The organism is Actinoplanes palleronii (genome assembly GCF_016862315.1).
Classification (GTDB): domain Bacteria; phylum Actinomycetota; class Actinomycetes; order Mycobacteriales; family Micromonosporaceae; genus Actinoplanes; species Actinoplanes palleronii.
Genome location: NZ_BOMS01000009.1, coordinates 102,940 through 119,176, shown reverse-complemented (window position 1 = coordinate 119,176; position 16,237 = coordinate 102,940). Strand labels below are relative to the sequence as shown.

General features: G+C 71.1%; 12 protein-coding genes. 5 read left to right on the top strand and 7 right to left on the bottom strand.

Annotation, left to right across the window (positions count from 1 at the left end):
- Nucleotides 1–30 precede the first annotated feature (30 nt).
- A complete protein-coding gene (locus tag Apa02nite_RS02440; protein ID WP_203823618.1) occupies nucleotides 31–2,184 on the top strand; it encodes an AAA family ATPase in 2,154 nt (717 codons plus the stop codon).
- A gap of 90 nt (nucleotides 2,185–2,274) precedes the next feature.
- Here Apa02nite_RS02440 and Apa02nite_RS02435 read toward each other — a convergent pair whose 3' ends face one another.
- The 3 genes from Apa02nite_RS02435 to Apa02nite_RS02425 all read right to left on the bottom strand — a co-directional run bounded on the left by Apa02nite_RS02435 (nucleotide 2,275) and on the right by Apa02nite_RS02425 (nucleotide 4,373).
- Entirely contained in the window at nucleotides 2,275–2,847 is a 573-nt protein-coding gene (locus Apa02nite_RS02435; RefSeq protein ID WP_203823617.1) for a TetR/AcrR family transcriptional regulator, read from the bottom strand.
- An 88-nt stretch (nucleotides 2,848–2,935) separates the two neighbouring features.
- The gene (locus Apa02nite_RS02430; protein WP_239164067.1) at nucleotides 2,936–3,721 is read right to left on the bottom strand and encodes an alpha/beta fold hydrolase; all 786 of its coding nucleotides are present in this window, start codon (nucleotides 3,719–3,721) and stop codon (nucleotides 2,936–2,938) included.
- Between the two features lie 103 nt (nucleotides 3,722–3,824).
- Nucleotides 3,825–4,373 (bottom strand): SMI1/KNR4 family protein, encoded by a 549-nt coding sequence (locus Apa02nite_RS02425; protein ID WP_203823616.1) that lies wholly within the window; start codon nucleotides 4,371–4,373, stop codon nucleotides 3,825–3,827.
- Nucleotides 4,374–4,431: 58 nt separating this feature from the next.
- Here Apa02nite_RS02425 and Apa02nite_RS02420 point away from each other — a divergent pair, with 58 nt between their 5' ends.
- Entirely contained in the window at nucleotides 4,432–4,680 is a 249-nt protein-coding gene (locus Apa02nite_RS02420) for a hypothetical protein (RefSeq protein WP_203823615.1), read from the top strand.
- Between the two features lie 39 nt (nucleotides 4,681–4,719).
- Here the strand turns inward: Apa02nite_RS02420 and Apa02nite_RS02415 are convergent, their stop codons facing one another.
- The 3 genes from Apa02nite_RS02415 to Apa02nite_RS02405 are packed head-to-tail and all read right to left on the bottom strand — an operon-like array spanning nucleotide 4,720 to nucleotide 9,381.
- Nucleotides 4,720–6,693 carry an amino acid adenylation domain-containing protein gene (locus Apa02nite_RS02415; RefSeq protein ID WP_203823614.1) on the bottom strand — a complete coding sequence of 658 codons (1,974 nt, stop codon included), beginning with the start codon at nucleotides 6,691–6,693 and terminating at the stop codon, nucleotides 4,720–4,722.
- Nucleotides 6,680–8,662: a hypothetical protein gene (locus tag Apa02nite_RS02410; protein ID WP_203823613.1), complete on the bottom strand. Its 1,983-nt coding sequence runs from the start codon at nucleotides 8,660–8,662 to the stop codon at nucleotides 6,680–6,682. Before Apa02nite_RS02410 ends, Apa02nite_RS02415 begins: the two co-directional genes overlap by 14 nt.
- A complete protein-coding gene (locus tag Apa02nite_RS02405) occupies nucleotides 8,659–9,381 on the bottom strand; it encodes a hypothetical protein (protein ID WP_239164066.1) in 723 nt (240 codons plus the stop codon). Before Apa02nite_RS02405 ends, Apa02nite_RS02410 begins: the two co-directional genes overlap by 4 nt.
- Nucleotides 9,382–9,598: 217 nt before the next feature.
- Here Apa02nite_RS02405 and Apa02nite_RS02400 point away from each other — a divergent pair, with 217 nt between their 5' ends.
- The 3 genes from Apa02nite_RS02400 to Apa02nite_RS02390 are packed head-to-tail and all read left to right on the top strand — an operon-like array spanning nucleotide 9,599 to nucleotide 14,467.
- A complete protein-coding gene (locus tag Apa02nite_RS02400; protein WP_203823612.1) occupies nucleotides 9,599–10,645 on the top strand; it encodes a DUF559 domain-containing protein in 1,047 nt (348 codons plus the stop codon).
- Nucleotides 10,638–11,318, top strand: coding sequence for a hypothetical protein (locus Apa02nite_RS02395; RefSeq protein ID WP_203823611.1), 681 nt, complete (start codon nucleotides 10,638–10,640; stop codon nucleotides 11,316–11,318). The genes Apa02nite_RS02400 and Apa02nite_RS02395 overlap by 8 nt, the downstream gene beginning before the upstream one ends.
- Nucleotides 11,315–14,467 (top strand): helicase HerA domain-containing protein, encoded by a 3,153-nt coding sequence (locus Apa02nite_RS02390; protein ID WP_203823610.1) that lies wholly within the window; start codon nucleotides 11,315–11,317, stop codon nucleotides 14,465–14,467. Before Apa02nite_RS02395 ends, Apa02nite_RS02390 begins: the two co-directional genes overlap by 4 nt.
- A 24-nt stretch (nucleotides 14,468–14,491) precedes the next feature.
- On the opposite strand, the gene Apa02nite_RS02385 is transcribed toward Apa02nite_RS02390, so the two are convergent.
- A complete protein-coding gene (locus Apa02nite_RS02385; RefSeq protein ID WP_203823609.1) occupies nucleotides 14,492–16,078 on the bottom strand; it encodes a peptide chain release factor 3 in 1,587 nt (528 codons plus the stop codon).
- Nucleotides 16,079–16,237: the final 159 nt, after the last annotated feature.

Sequence of the window (16,237 nt, the reverse complement as noted above, 5' to 3'; positions counted from 1 at the left end):
GGACACCGCCGGCCGCTATGGTTGCCGGCGGTGTCCTCGTTAGCCGCTTCACTCGCCCTGCCCAGCGCCACCGGGCCCTTCGTGGGCCGCGCGGAGTTGCTCACCGCGCTCCGTGCCGAGCTGGCGAAGCCGTACGCCCTGGTGGTCCTCACCGGCGAAGCCGGCGTCGGTAAGACACGTCTGGTCGCCGAGGTGCTCGCCGACTCCCCGGTGCCGGTGATCGTCGCGCACTGTGACGACCTGCGCGAACCCCAGCCGCTCGGTCCGCTGCTCGACGGGCTGCGGCTGACCCGCCCGCTGGTCGACGGGCCGCCGCTCGACCCGGACGCCGACCGGGCCCGGCTGCTCCGCGCGATGGCGGCCCTGCTGCGCGACCGGGGCCCGCTCGTGGTCGCGCTCGAGGATCTCCAGATGGCCGACCCGGCGACCCGGGAACTCGTCGACCACCTGGCCGCGCACCCGGTGACCGGCCTGACCGTCCTGATCACCATGCGGGAGTCACCCACCGCTCGCCCGTTGCCGTCCGCGGTCCGCCGGCTCCCGGTCACCCCGCTGGGCCGCGACGAGGTCGCTGCCCTCGCCACCTCACTGTTGATCCCTCGCGACACGGCCGCGGCCACCCACGACCGCTTCGTCACTCATCTGTACGAACGGACGGCCGGCATCCCGTTCCTCGTCGAGGAGGTGGTGCGCTCACTGGTGACCGACGGTGACGTCGAGCAGTTCCGGCGCCACCCCGACGGCGCCGTGCCCGCCCTGCTGCGCGACGTGCTCCAGGGCCGGCTCAGCTACCTCGGCGACACCGTGCGGGAGATCCTCGGCGCGGCCGCGGCGATCGGCCCGGCCGCCGACCCGCACCCGATCGCCGTGGTGCTGGGCGCCGGCGAACACACCGTGGCTGCCGCGCTGGCCCAGGCCCGCGACGCCGGCCTGCTGCACGAGCGGGACGGCCGGCTGTGGTTCCGGCACACCCTGGCCCGGCAGGTGGTCTACGAGCTGGTGCCGCCGGGCACCCGCCGGCTGCTGCACCTGCGGGCCGCGCGGCTGCTGGAGGAGCAGAAACCCCGCCCGGTGGCGCGGCTCGCGCATCACTACCGGCTGGCCGGGAGTCCGGCCGACCACGTCCGCAACGCGGAGGCGGCGGCCGACCTCGCCGCGGCGCAACGCGACGACGCGACGGCGGCCCGGTTCCTGCTGGCGACCACGGTCTACCCGGACCTGCCCCGCCCGGTCCGGGTCCGGCTCGCGGTGAAGCTGGGCCGCTCGGCGATCGAGAGCGTCGCGCAGACCGACGCGATCCCGGTGCTGCGCCGGCTGCTCGCCGACCGCCGCCTGCCACCCGGCGCGCGCGGTGACCTCGGCCTGGCCCTCGGCCGGATGCTGCGCCAGCAGGGTGACGCCCGCGAGGGGTACGACGAGATCGAGCGGGCCGTGCCGTACCTGCGCCAGCACGACCGCCGGGCCCGGGCCCTCGCGGTGCTCTCCGCCCCGGACACCGTGGTCGGCCGGCACGTGACCGAGCACCAGCGCCTCTGCGCCGAAGCGGCCGCCGAGGCCGCGCTCTCCGGCGACCCGTCGGCGCGGCTCGCCGTGCTGATCGCCCAGCTGTCGCTGGCGCTGGAGACCGGCGACCCGGACGCCGGGGCGGCCATCACGGCGGCGCTGGCCGACGGCACGTTCGCCGGCTACCCGCGCGAACGGGCCCGGGCCTGCCTCAACTGGGCGCAGGGCGCGCTGCACACCGACCGGACCGACGTCGCGGCCGGACTGCTGGACACCGGTCGCCGGCTGGTCGACGACGCCGATTACGAGCGCCTGCGCCCGGTGGTGGAACTGACCGCCTTCGGACTCGACCTGGCGGCCGGCCGGCACGACGGGCTGGTGGAGCGACTGCTGCACTTCCTGGCCCGGCCGTACCGGCTGCCGCTGGCCATGGCCGACGCCCGGCTCCACCTGGCCCGGCTGCGCCGCGACGAGGCAGGCCTGCGCGCGGTCGTCGCCGAGGCCACCCGCGTCGGCGCGGTCTGGCCGCTGGTGCCGGCCCGCACGGCCCTCGCCGACCTGCTGATCAGTTCCGGTCGAGGGGAGGAGGGACGGGCGGAGGCGCGTGCCGCGCTGGACCTGGTGGCGGGCAAGGGTTTGCCGGCCTGGGGCACGGAGGCGAACCGGCTGCTCCAGAGATGACGGCCTGCCGGGGGTCAGCGGGTGTGTGCCGCTCCCGGCGGGCGGGCTCCGGTCAGCGGGTGTGTGCCGCTCCCGGTGGGCGGGCTCCGGTCAGCGGGTGTGTGCCGCGAGGATCGTCTGGCTGATCGCGTAGAGGCGCGGGGCGACCGTGGCGGGGTCGCCGAGGTAGCCGGTGACCAGGGCGCCGTCGCGGGCGATGATCAGCTCGTCGGCGACGGTCGCCGGGTCGGGCAGGCCGAGGTGGCCGACGAGCTCCTCGAGCATGGCCTTCCACCACGCGCGGTGCGTGTCGACGACCTGGCGGACCGGATGGGCCGGGTCGGCGAACTCGGCGGCCGCGTTGATGAACGGGCAGCCACGGAACCCGGGGGAGCAGGCCTCGGCACCGATCCCCTCGGAGATCAGGCGCAGCGTGGCGTCGACGTCACCGGCGGCGTGGTCACGCGCGGCCAGGGTGCCCTCGCGCTCCCGCTCGGCCCGGCGCTCGAGATACGCCACGATCAGGTCGTCCTTGGTGCGGAAGTAGCGGTAGAACGTCACCTTGGTGATGCCGACCCGCTCGATGACCCGCTCCGCGCTGACCGCCCGCAGGCCCTGGGTATAGAACAACTCGGTCGCCGCATCGAGGATGCGCTGCCGCATCGGTGTCACTGTCGTCGTCATCGCATTTCCATCGTACCCAATAGGGATCTTGATTGATTGGCTCGCGAGGCGCGCCCGGCGGCGGACCTGCCGCCGGGCGCGGAGGGGATCAGCGGGCGGCCTGCTCGATGATCTTGGTGACGGCGGACGGCTTGCTGACCATGACGGCGTGCGAGGCGTTCACCTCGGTTACCGTGGCCTTGGCCCGGGCGGCCATGAAGCGCTGCAGGTCGGGGGCGATGGCCTGGTCGTTGCGGGTGATCAGCGTCCAGGACGGGATCGTGGTGTAGGCCGCCGCGGCGCTGGGCTCGCCGAAGGCCGCGGCCGAGATCGGTCGCTGGGCGATCGCCATGTCGGCCGCGACGGTTTTGTCGACGTCGGCCGCGAAAGCCGCCCGGAACTGGGCCGGGTCGATGGACAGGTCCACGCCGCCCGGCACCTCGGTCGGCACCACCGGGAGCGCCGGCACCGGGTGCTCGACGACCCGCGCGTTCAGCTCACCCAGCGTCTCGCCCTTCGCCGGCACGTAGGCGCCGATGAAGACCAGCGACTTCACGTCCGGGTCGGTGACCGCCGCGTTGTCGATGACCGCACCACCGTACGAGTGACCGACCAGCACGATCGGGCCGTCGATGCCCTTGAGGAAGCTGGAGACGTAGGCGGCGTCGCTGGCGATGCCCCGCAGCGGGTTCGCGATCGCCCGGACCGGATAGCCGTCCTTGCGCAGCTGCCGGGTCACCGCGGTCCAGCTGGACGAGTCGGCGAACGCCCCGTGCACGAGGACGACGGTGGGCTTCGGCTTCTCGTGGGTGGTCGCCATCGCCGGGACAGCAGCGGCACCGATCAGCGCGAGGGTGGCGGCGCCGATGATCGCGCCACGGGGGGAGATGCGCATGAGAACGTCCTTCCATTTGGGTAGACTTACTAGTACGTCTACCTGTGGGGAGAGCGTGCCCTGTCGATGCGCCCGAGCGCAAGAAAGTGTGAGATCCGTTTCGTCAGCCGGTGGAGCGGCCGTGCAGTTTGCTGAGGCGGACTTCGGCGTAGGCGGTGGTGGCGGCGATGAAGTCGGCGAAGCCCGGGTACCTGTCGATCTCCTGGCCGTCGTTCCACCACAGCACCGTGCCCGCGCCGGGGAAGCCGTTGCGGATCAGCGCGTACACACTGGACATCCCCGGGCCGGCGGCCACCGGCACGACCTGGTCGAACGCGACACCGCTGTCCTCCAGGACGCCCTCGTCGTCGTACGTCTCCAGGGTCTGGATGCCGATCTCCCAGGCGCCCGCGCCGCGCAGTTCGGAGAGGCCGAACAGGTCGATGTCGTACTCGAACTGGGGCCAGCCGTCGGCGTGCAGCAGGAACTCGCGGTACCCGGCCGGCACCTGCTCGCCGATCTCCCGCTCGAAGCCGGCGATGTCCGCCTCGGACGCCTTGACCCGCGGGATCGTGCAGGGCTGGAGCTGCTCCGGGTCAGCGGCGTCGATCTCCGAACGAACCTGGATGAGCCTGCCGATCAATGCCGGCCAGTCGGGTGACGCGTTCACCATTCCACCTCCCCGCATGAGCACCGGCCGCCGGAGAACCGATCTGGAAGAGTAGACGGCGATGACACGTTTCTTGGTCGCAGCGGTCCATCGGATCGCCGGCCGGCCGTGGGCCCTCGTCACCGGCAACCTGGCGGGGGACGCCCTGCGGGCCGGCGACGAGATGGAACTGTCCGACCGGACGGGCACGGTCCACCCGGTCGTGATCAGGTCCATCGAGATGCACGGTCCACCCGGGACGACCACGCTCGCGGTCGACGCGGCGTTCGCCGATCTTCTCGGCGCGGGCTCGATTCTCCGCCGAGGCTGAGACCCACAGGCCCGCCCGGCGTTACGCGCCGAGTCGGCCTCAGTGGTTCGCCGCCCGGGAGTACGCGCTCGGGGTCGGGCGATTGCCGATCACCAGCCCGGCCACGATATGGCGGTCTACGGTGCTGCCGGGCGGTCGGCGGCTGGCCACCCAGGCGCATTCGCTCAGGTGCGGTACGCCCGCCGGGTGCGGCGTCAGATCGAGAACCAGGAGCATGCCGAGGGTCGCGCTGGTTCCCGAATAGTCCGCGGCCTGGGCGAGGTAGGAGCGTTCCAACTCCGCCCGCGAGCTGTCCCGGAGCTCCCGTTTGACCTCGATGAAGAATCGGGTGGCGCCGAACCCCACCATGATGTCGACGCGTCCGGTGGCGACGTTCGGGACTTCGACGGCGATGTGGCCGGCCAGCGGGCCGCGGCGCAACCAGTCGGCGAAGTCCTCCTGCAGCCGGGCCTCTCGAGGTGGTGACCGGGCCGGGAACAGGTAGTCGACCGCTGCCGACCGCTGCAGGTCATGCCGGGTGGCCAGGAAGGTGACGGTCTCGGTGAGCAACGCGTCGAAGGACTGCCGGACGGATCCGGTGTAGTCGGGGCAGGACTGGAGGCCGGTGGTGAGACCCTCGAGGAGGCCGGCGATGACCGGGTCGCGCAGGCTTCCGTGGCGTACCACCGCGTTGTATGCCACGCCCTCGATCATGCGCAGAGCATCGTCGTCGACCTGGCGGGCAAGTCGCGTGGCGGCGGGAAGCCCCAACTCGGCCACCATCGACGGTGCCAGCGAGACAAGTCGTGAGCGTTCGTGGTCGTCGTCGAGCGAGGGCTCCGGAGATACGTCCAGGCGCGCGATGATCTCCCGCAGCCGGCCGACGCGGTCAGTGTCGTCCGCCGCCGCGACACGTAGCTGCACCAGCAACGTCTCCCGCCCGCGGAGCGCCGACGCGATCACCGGCCGGACGACTCGGGCGAGGCCGTCCTGATCGACGGCGCCCGGCACCGGCACCACCGCGCGGTCCAGGGCGTACGCGTCCAGCAGGGCGTCGATCATCGGCCAGGCGTCGAGCCATGCCGGTCGGGTTGTCGCGTCCAACGCTCGGGCCAGGATCGTCACCAGGCGTGCCCAGGCGAAACCGGCCTCGGCGCGGGAACGACGCCAGGCCGGGACGTGCCCGCGCCGGAGCCCGTTCGCCCGCTCGTCGAGCAAGCGGAGCATCCTCCGCTGCACGTCCCGGAGCGCGAGCTGGTCGCCCCGCCGGAAAGCCATGACGGCGTCGATCCCGGTGCCGTACAGGGCGGCGTCATCACCGCACTCCTCGGCGACCTCGGCGTGCGCCAGGTTCTTGCGCGCCACCACCAGCACCGCGATCGGGTCCTCGGTGCTCGGGTCGGCGGCGGACCGGATCTGGTGGAGGCCGAACTCGAACGCCGCGCCGGCCGCTGCCGCCGGATGCTGCCGCAGTTCCGCCAGAGTACGCAGCAGCGACTCGCTGATCGCCCGTTCTCCGCCCCACACGTCAAGTGCCGCGCCGATCAGCCGCGGCAGACGCTCCGCGTAGTCCGGGTCGAGGTCATCGACGGCGTCCGGCGTCACCATCACGACCGTACGCATGATGTCGCCGACCCCGGTGATGGCCAGCCGCAGTGCGCCTTCGGCGAATGCCCCCGCGACCAGAGGCCGAGCCGCCGAGGCGCCGGTGAGAAAGGCCCGGTGCAGGCGGACCCCGTACGACTCGACGAACGCGACCGAGCCCAGTAGCTCATCGGTGGCGTCCAGCAACGCCAGAACGCTGTGTTGCTGGGTCAGTCCACGCAGGAGCGCGGTCACGTCGTCGGGAGCAGCACCGCCGGGCTCGGCCAGCTGCTGGACCAGCGTGGCGCACAACAACGGCGCGAGCGGCCCGGCGGCACACCGCTCGATCTCCGGGGCGGGCGGCCCGGCGAGGCGCTCGACCACCGCGGCCAGTGGTGGCGGCACGCCACCCATCGTCACCAGGAGCCGGTCGAGCTCACCCGATGTCACCACAACGGCTGCCCGGGACCGGGTGGCGAGATGATGGTCGAAGCGGTGAGCACGCGGTCCACCAGCTCCTCGTCCGCGGTGGTGACCAGTACCTGCAGCCCGGGCGTCGCCTCGCAGAGCTGCTCCAACGCGACCAGCAGGGCGGCGGCGTTGTCGTCCTGTACCTCTTCCGACGGGGGCTGTCGATGAGCAGGAGCCCGGGGTGGGTGGCCACGCCGTGACGATGGCCGATCCGGAGCAGGGCGACCACCACCGCGATCCGGAGCCGGAGCCGTTCGCCCGGCGACTGGGTGCCGAACCATTCCCGCGGACCGCCGGTCTTGTACACCTGCAGCCGCCCGGCCCGATCGGCGACGACCCGGTCGAGGTTGCGGAAACCGAAGCCCCGGGCGAGCACGGCGATGTCGGTGTTGAGCTCCTCGAAGAGGGTGTCGCTGGCCGCGGACTGCAGCGCGGTCAGCTCGGCGATGGCGGCGTCGAGCACCGTCCGGGCGTCGGTGGACGGGCGCTGTTGCGGCATCGACAGTGACTCCCAGGCGCTGACCATGCCTTCGAGCCGGGTCACCCGGTTCGCGAGTGACTGGCGCTGATCCTCAGTTTTCCCGCTGCGCACGCCGGCCAGGGTGCTTTCCACCTCGGCCAGCGCACGACGGCGGTCCGCGGCGTACGCGGCGTTGTCGTCGAGGCGGTGCCGAGCCAGGTCCTCGGCCTCCCGGCTGGCTTTCCATCGCCACTGGGCCTCCTGGATGGCGGCCTCGGCCTCGGCCGGATCGGAGGCCGTCAGACCGGTCGGCTCGGTGCACACCGCGCAGATCGCCGACGTCCGTTCGGCCGCGCGCCGCGCCGGGCTGATCGGGACCTCGCACCGGGGACACACCTCCGGGTCGAGAGCGTGGAAGAACAACCGGGCCGCCTGGTGCTCGCGAAGGTCGGTGAGCCGTTTTTCGTCGAACCGGCGCTGCCAGCGGAGAAGTTCGTGGTTCTCGCGTGCCTCGCGCAGCGACCCTTCGGCGGTCACGGCCGCGGTGGTGAGGCCGGAGATGTCGGCGATCAGTGAAGCCGTCCCGGCGGGTTCACCGAGGGCGGCCAGTTCGCGGTGCGCCTCGGCCAGCCGGCGTTCCGCGTCGGCCCGCTGGGTGGCGAGCAGGGTCCACATCCGGGCCGAATCCGCCTCGGCCGCCCGGTCGGCCTCCCCGAGCTGGTCACGAGCCGTCCGCATCCGGCTGAGCAGCGCGGCGCCCGGCAGGTCCAGGAACACTTGCAGGAGCCGGCCGGCCAGGCCACCGATGACTGAGTCACCCAGCAACGCCGAGTCGCCGCCGGGCGGCAGATAGAGCGCGCCGAAGTACGCCGGCCAGCCGTACGTGGTCCGGCCGGAGGCGCTGCGGCTGGACGACGACTCCAGGCGTTCGAGGTCGAGCAGTTCCATCATCAGGTTCGCGACCATGGCGGCGAACGTGTCAGGGTCGGTCGCGAGCACGAGCTCCACGACTGCTCGTCCGGGATCGGCCGCGTCGGCCCCGGCCAGGCTCTCCTCGTCGGCCGCCGACAGGACCCGGCCCTCGACGAGTTGCCCGTGCCGAAGGACGAGGCGGAAGCCCAGCGGGCGTCCCGCCACCGTGACATCGCAATCGAGCCGGCTCAGCCAGCTGCGGACGACACCCTGGAGGTTGGCGCGGGGTGAGCCGCGCAGGCACCAGGTGATCAGTTCCAGCACGCTGGTCTTGCCCCGGAGATTGTCGGCCGCCAGCACGGTGAGGCCGGTGCCGAATGGGAAGACCCGGTCGAACGGTCCCCGAGGCTCCACCGTCCGGGTGCCGGCGATGCGAAGCCGGCGCAGTTGCACCGGCCGCGGCAGTGCACCGGACAGGATCGGCGAGAAGCCGTACCCCTCGAACACCCGCTCCACGACCGGCACCGGCACTCCCGCGCGGACCGCGATGCGGGTGGTGAGTTCCTCGGAGCTCATGCGGCATCGACCGAGGACGGTTGCCGTTCGGCGGCGCATCGGCGCCAGCGTTGCTGGACGCGTGGCGCGATCGTGGCGATCTGGTCGCCGATCACCGCGTTGCGGTACTCGTCCTGCTGGTACTGCCGCGCTTTCAGGCGGCTGCCGCCGTACCCGGTGGCCAGGCGGGCGACGAGCTGGGTGCGATCCACGAAATATCCGAACTCCGGGACGTCGTGCACGATCTGCTCGGCAGCCGACCGCCCGGTCCGGGTGAGGTAGTAGTCGTGCCGCCGGACCCGGCCGTCGACGGTGCCGCGCTTGCGCCGCACGACCAGGTGGGCACTGCGGAGCACCGCCAGCGCGTCGTCCAGCGGCTCGTAGGCGCCGAAGAGGAACCGCATCATCGGGTAGCGCCGTACCTCCGGCTCGTCGGCTGCCAGGATGCTCCCGGCCAGCTCGAGGAGCTCGGCGTCGCCGCCCTGCTCGTAGTCGTTGAGCAACTCATCGGCGAGGAAGTCGGGGTTGCGCACCCAGAAGTCGAGCTTCTGCAGCAGCACCTGACTCTCCAGGACCGCCACCGCGTCGGCCGGCACCGGATCGTTCGGTGCCGGATCGGCGCCGTGGTCGCCGGCCGTGGCCGGGATCGGCGTGGCCGCCGCGGAAATGATCAAAAGGATCCGTACGGCATCCTGCCCGCGGCTGGGGGCGCTCATTCCACCGGGCTTGATTGGGGACACGGATCGCATTCTAGGAAGACGACCGGCCGCTCGCTAGGCCTTGCGGATTGTCCCGATTGCTGACTGCGCCCCGCAATTAGCAGAAAGGTCAGAGTGGCCGAAGATTCACTCATCCTGATTTTTTGCGGCTGTGGCAGAACCCGACAGGCTGAATAGCCTTGTCTCGATCTTGGAAGCGCCCGCAGAATCTATGCACCCGTGAGGCAAGGGATATGGTGTGGCGCGAGCCTGGACGGATCTTCCTCTTGATCAGCCGATTGTCGTCGAAGGGCCGACTGCCAGCGCGCTGGCGCTGTCGCTGGAGCCGCTTCCGGCAGAGGCGCCCGCCGTCATCACCTACGAGGCGACCGCGCCGCGCCGTCCGGCCCAGCTCATCGACGACCTGCTGGATCGGCTGGACCGGGTAGCCCGCGAGTTGTTCCCGGCCTGGCTGCCGGCCGCTGCCGGGATCGACGGTCCGGCCGGTGCCGGCGTGGTGGCGGTGCGCTCGATCGCTCTGCGAACCGCCCGTGCGGGTGATCTGTTCGGACCGTTCCTGGCTGATCTGGCCGAGCGTGCTCTGCGCGGTTCGGGGGCTCCTGATCGCTTCTCGCCGGAGACGCGTGCGGCTGAACTGGCCAAGGTGATCGCACGGAGCTTCGGCCGCCGGCGTATCGCGATCCTGATCAGCCTGCCGCCCGGGCTGACGCCGGAGAACGAGCAGGCTCTGATCTCGGCCGCGCGCTGGCTCGCGGACAGCGGCGGTTACGGCATCTGGTTCGCCGGGAGTCCCCTCGGTTCGATCGACAACGTGGTGCGCGTCCGGGTCCGGCCGGCGCCTGGCGACACCGTCCCGACCGAGGAATCCGGCGCGGATGAGCGCAGCCTGGACAGCCCGGTCGGATATCCCGCGATCGCCGGCCGGCCACACCCGGCCAGCCACGCCGAGCAGTCGCTGGAGGACGCTCTCGGCAGCGTTGACTGGGCCGGCGGGCGTGAATGGAATCAGTTGTACCAGGCGCATCCGCTGACCAATCCGGTCCGTGTCGACCTTCTCTGGCGCTCTGAACGGTGTGTCGTCGAGATCGACGGGGCGGAGCACCGGGATCCCGAGCGTTTCGCCGCCGACCGGCAGCGCGACGTGCAGCTCCAGCTCGCCGGATATGCCGTGCTCCGATTCACCAATGCCCAGGTCGTTCAGCATCGCGACCTGGTCCTGTCACAACTTCGTCAATTCCTTGACGGGCGTCGGGCCGAACACCGCGAAAGGGCCATTCATGAGTGACTTGAAGCTTTCTCTGCCGGAACGCGCACTCCTGCTGATCTTGATGGCCGAGAATGCCGAGCTGTCCAACAAACAGATCTCGGAAAACTATGCACCCGGTCTGCAGCTGACCGGCAAGTCCCGGATCAAGCTCGTCGAGGCGAAGCTGATCGAGTGCCGCAGGGAAGGACGATCCTTCCTGTTCTCCTTGGCCGACGGCGGCTGGTGGTGGGGGCGGGAGGAGCTGACCCGGGAGGTGCCCAAGGGCGCCGGATCGGCGGGCCAGGCCCTGTACGCCGTGCTCAAGCGGCTGGACCACTACCTCGACGCGACCGGCCGCAGCCTGGCCCAGGTGCTCGGTGTCCAGCCCGAGAGCGACGACCGCCCGGCCGGTCCGGTAGCCACTGCGCCGGCGAGCCGTCCGGCGGCGGACGAGATCGAGAAGCGGGTCCGCCGGGCGTACGGCGAGCTGGCGAAAGCGGCCGGCGACTGGGTCGGCCTCGCCGATCTGCGGCAGCACTTCGGTGACGTCGCCACAGCCGACCTCGACGGCGTGCTGCGGCTGATGGCACGGATGCCGGGAGTGCACCTCGAGGAGGAGACCAATCAGAAAGGGCTGGAGGGCCGGGACCGGGCTGCCGCGGTGGTCATCGGCAGCCGGGACCACCACGCGCTGGCGATCGAGGAACTATGACGGAGGACGGCCTGAAGGCCCTTTCCAGCCTGCGGATCAACGTCACGCCGACCGCCGACGACGTCTGGCGCCGCTCGGAGTTCCACGTCGACACCCTGAACCGTGAGGTGGCGCGGGGGGTTCTGGACGCCATCGCGGACGCCAGGGACAGTCCGTCCGGCAGCCCGGTCGGCGTCGTGGTCCAGGGCCAGCGGGGCACCGGCAAGACCCATCTCCTCGGCTGGGTCCGGGAGCAGGTCCAGGGTCAGGACGGCTATTTCTTCCTGGTCGGCCTTCTGGACGGCACCCGTTTCTGGCACAGCGTGGCGCATTCGATGCTGACCGGCCTGGCTCGTCGGATCGACGGGCAGGAGACCCAGTCGCAGGTCTTCCTGCGCCGCCTCACGCTGCTGACCGGGGTCCCCTTCGCGGAGCGGCAGGCGCTCATCGGCGCGGCTCCACTGCTTCGCCCGGCCGTCGAAGCGCTTCTGGGCGCCTTGCACCGGCACGCTCCCGACGTCGCCATGGAATGCCGGCACACCGTCCGGGCACTGGCGCTCTACAACGCCGGTGACTTCCGGGCCCGGGAGGTGGGGAACAACTTCCTGCAGTCCGGTGAGGAGTGCGAGCCGGGCGAGCGTGCGCCGTGGGGCCTGCCCCGCGAGGTGCACCCGCCGGAGAAGGTGGTCGGTGAACTCTCCTGGCTGCTTTCCTTGACCGGTCCGTCGGTGATCGCCGTGGATCAGATCGACGGGCTGCTGGCGCCGGTCGCCAAGGCGATCCAGGCCGGACAGAGCGCCGAGTGGCAGGACTCCCTGCAACTCGATCAGATCGCCAACGGATTGATGGATCTGCGCGAACGCACGCACAAGACCGTCACCGTGATCGCCGCTCAGCACGCGACCTGGGAGGTGATCAAGAAGAACGCGATCGCGTCGGTCCAGGATCGCTTCGTCGCGCGGCAGCACTTGGGCTCGGTGCCGTCCGCGACGGTCGGCCGCGAGCTCGTCGCGCGACGCCTGACACCGCACTACGACGCGACGGGCTTCGTCGCGCCCTACCCCACCTGGCCGGTCCAGGAACGAGCGTTCGACGACGCGGTGAACTTCAAGCCGCGCGAAATCCTGCAGATCGTCGACGATCACATCCGGGGCTGTGTCAACGACGGTGTCGTGCGCGAGCTGGGCGAGCTCCGGGCCTCCCAAACCATTGTCGACGACACCATCGTCGTACCGTCCGAGTTGGCTCTGATCGCGATCGACAAGACGTTCGCGGAGCTCACCGCGGCCGCGACCGTCGACGGCGTACTGAGCTCCGGTGCCGAGGACCTGGAACTGCCAGGTCTGCTGTCGGCCGGGTTGCAGGCCTGGATCCTCGAACGCGGCGCCGCGGGCCGGCAGTTCGAGCAGGACCCGCCGCCGAGCACCAAACCCGCGTTGCACGCCCGGCTGCGTCGCACCATCGACGACGAGACCGAGGTGGAGGCGCACTGGGGCTTCCGTGGCATCGCGCCGGACTACCATGCCAATGCCGTTCTCAACCGGATTCGGGCCGGCTGCACCGAAGCGGGCCTGGCCGGCGGCGTACAAAATCGGCGGTTGTTCTTTCTCCGCAACGCGGAGTGGCCGCAGAGCGCCAAGAACCGGGAGGCGGCGGCGGCCTTCGAAGCGGCCGGTGGCCGGCGTCTGACGGTGACCGACCAGGATCTCCGGATCCTGTGGGCGTTGCGGGATCTGCTCGCGAAGGCGCCGCCGGACCTGCCGGCCTGGCTCCTGGCGCGGCAACCGACCGGCAAGGTCGCCTTTCTCCAGGAGGCGCTGGCCGACGCCGGGGCCGGCCTGCCGACACCCGATCTCGCTGCTCCCGCACCGGTGCAGGAGGAGGCCGGACCGGTGGAATCGGCCCGGCCCGTCGTCAGGGCGCCGCTCGGGCCGGCCATCTCGCTCGGCGTCAGCTTCGACACCGCGGAACCGGTGATGGTGGAGCTCGAGGCACTCCGGAAGCACACCGCGATCTTCGCCGGATCGGGTTCCGGCAAGACGGTCCTGCTGCGCCGGATCATCGAGGAGTGCGCGCTCCAGGGCGTCTCCACGATCGTGCTCGACCCCAACAACGACCTCGCCCGGCTCGGTGATCCGTGGCCGGAGCAGCCGTCCGCGTGGGGCCCGGGCGATGCAGGCAAGGCGCAGGACTACCTGCAGAACACCGAAGTGGTGATCTATACGCCGCGTCGGGCGGCCGGGCGGCCGATCACCTTCCAGCCGCTCCCGGACTTCCATCAGCTCCTCAACGACCCGGACGAGTTCGAGGCGGCTGTGGATGCCGCGCTCGCCGCGCTCTCCCCACGAGCGAAGGTGGACGGCCGGACCGCCAAGGCGGAAAAGGGCCGGGCCGTCCTGAAGGAGGCGCTCGTCCACTACGCCCAGCGGCATAGGGACACCTCGTTGCGCGGTTTCATCGGCATGCTCGACGACCTGCCGGACACCGCCAGCAGATTCGGGGCCGATGCCACCAAGATCGCTGCGGACCTGGGCCAGTCGCTGACCGCGGCCACCGTGATCGATCCGCTGTTCGGCGGGGTCGGGCAGCCGGTGGACCCGGGTGAACTGCTGACTCCCGCAGAGGGGAAACGTGCCCGGGTCTCGGTGATCAGCCTGATCGGCCTGCCCAGCGACGATCAGAAGCAGAGCTTCGTCAACCAGCTCCAGATGGCACTGTTCGCCTGGATCAAGCGAAATCCGGCCGGGGAGCGGCCGCTCGGCGGCCTGTTCGTGATGGACGAGGCGCAGACCTTCGCCCCGTCCGGCGCGATGACCGCCTGCACCGGGAGCACGTTGTCGCTCGCCTCCCAGGCCCGCAAGTACGGACTGGGACTGGTCTTCGCCACCCAGTCGCCGAAGGGGCTGCACAACCAGATCCCGGGCAACGCCGCGACCCAGTTCTTCGGTTTGCTGAACGCGCCCGTCCAGATCGAAGCCGCGCGAGAGGTGGCCCGGGCCAAGGGCGGGGATCTGCCCGGCATCTCGCAGCTGCGCGGCGGCGAGTTCTACGTCGCGGTGGAAGGCTCGTCGTTCAGCAAGGTCCGCACGTCACTGTGCTTGAGCCACCATCCGAAAAGTCCGTTGACCCAGGAGGAAGTGCTTCAGTACGCCAGCGCCGAACGGCCCTGACGGGACGAATCCCGCGCCTCCGGGTCAGGAGTCCAGGCGGAGGTCGGGGTGGCGGCCGGCGACTGTGCGCATGCGCCAGCGGTGCGGGAAGACGGCCAGCAGGGCGCCGTCGCGGACGCGGGTCATCACCTCGATGTTCGACTCGGCGCGCAGGATCTCCCGGCCGGCCTCGTCGGTGCGGGCGGCTACCTCGTACGGCAGGTGGTTGAGGGTCACCTTGACGCCGAACTCGGCCTCGAGACGGTGTGTCGCGACCTCGAACTGCATCGGGCCGACCGCGGCGAAGACCGGTACGCCGTCGCCGCGCTGCTCGGAGCGCAGGACCTGGACCACGCCCTCGCCGTCGAGCTGCTCGATGCCGCGGCGGAACCGCTTGTACGTCGAGGTGTCCGCGGCGGTCACCGCCGCGAAGTGCTCCGGCGGGAACGACGGCAGGGCCGGGTACTTCACCGGTGCCCCGACGTAGAGCGTGTCGCCGATGCCGAGCGTCGTCGCGTTGACCAGGCCGACCACGTCTCCGGGGTAGGCCTCGTCGATCGTCTCGCGGCCCTGGCCGAAGATCTGCTGCGCGTACTTGGTGGCGAACGGCTTGCCGGTGCCGGCGTGCGTGACGATCATGCCGCGCTCGAACTTGCCGGAGTTGATCCGTACGAAGGCGAGCTGGTCGCGGTGGGTCCGGTTCATGTTCGCCTGGATCTTGAAGACGAACCCGGAGAAGGCGCCCTCGACCGGGCGGTCGTCCCCGGCGACGGTGGGCCGGGCCTCCGGCGGCGGAGCCAGCTCGACCAGGATGTTCAGCAGCTGGCTCACGCCGAGGTTGGCCACCGCCGCGCCGAACAGCACCGGGGTGCTCTTCGCCGCGAGGAACTCCGCCTCGTCGAAGTCGGCGCCGGTCATCTCGAGCAGCTCGAGCTCCTCGGTCGCGGTGGTCCAGTCCGCGCCGAACCGCTCGGCCGCCTCGTCGGCGCTCATCTCCTCCTCGACGGCGAGGTCGGCGCCACCGGGTGCGCGCTCCATCCGGACGAACGCGCCGGTGCGGCGGTCGACCACGCCGCGGAAGTGCCCGGCGATGCCGACCGGCCAGGTCAGCGGCGTCGGCTTCAGCCCGATCCGCTGCTCGATCTCGTCCATCAGCGCGAGCGCGTCGAGGCCGGGCCGATCCCACTTGTTGATGAACGTCATCACCGGGATGTTGCGCTGCCGGCACACCTCGAACAGCTTCAGCGTCTGCGGCTCCAGGCCCTTGGCCGCGTCGAGCAGCATGACCGCGCTGTCGACAGCGGTCAGCACCCGGTAGGTGTCCTCGGAGAAGTCAGCGTGCCCGGGGGTGTCCAGCAGGTTGATCACGACGTCCCGGTAGGAGAACTGCAGCGCCGCCGAGGTGACGGAGATGCCGCGCTCCTGCTCCATCGCCATCCAGTCGGAGACCACGCCCTTGCGGTCGCCCTTGCCGTGCACCGCGCCGGCCTGCCCGATCACCCGCGCGTGCAGGGCGAGCGCTTCGGTCATCGTCGACTTGCCGGCGTCCGGGTGTGAGATCACCGCGAACGTACGCCTTCGTTTCGCCTCAACGGCCACACCCGCCGCCGACGCCAGCACGTTCTGACTCACGATCTCGCTCCCCGACCTTGTTCTCGACGCCTCAAGCGCGCATCCGGTGTACGACCTGCCGCACGTATCTTCTCGCAGGCGCTGATGAGTCGTAGCGCAGGGTGATCGCCCTCACCCGGTGCGGCCGGGCGAGCCCGGCGACGCCGGTGGGACGCGCGC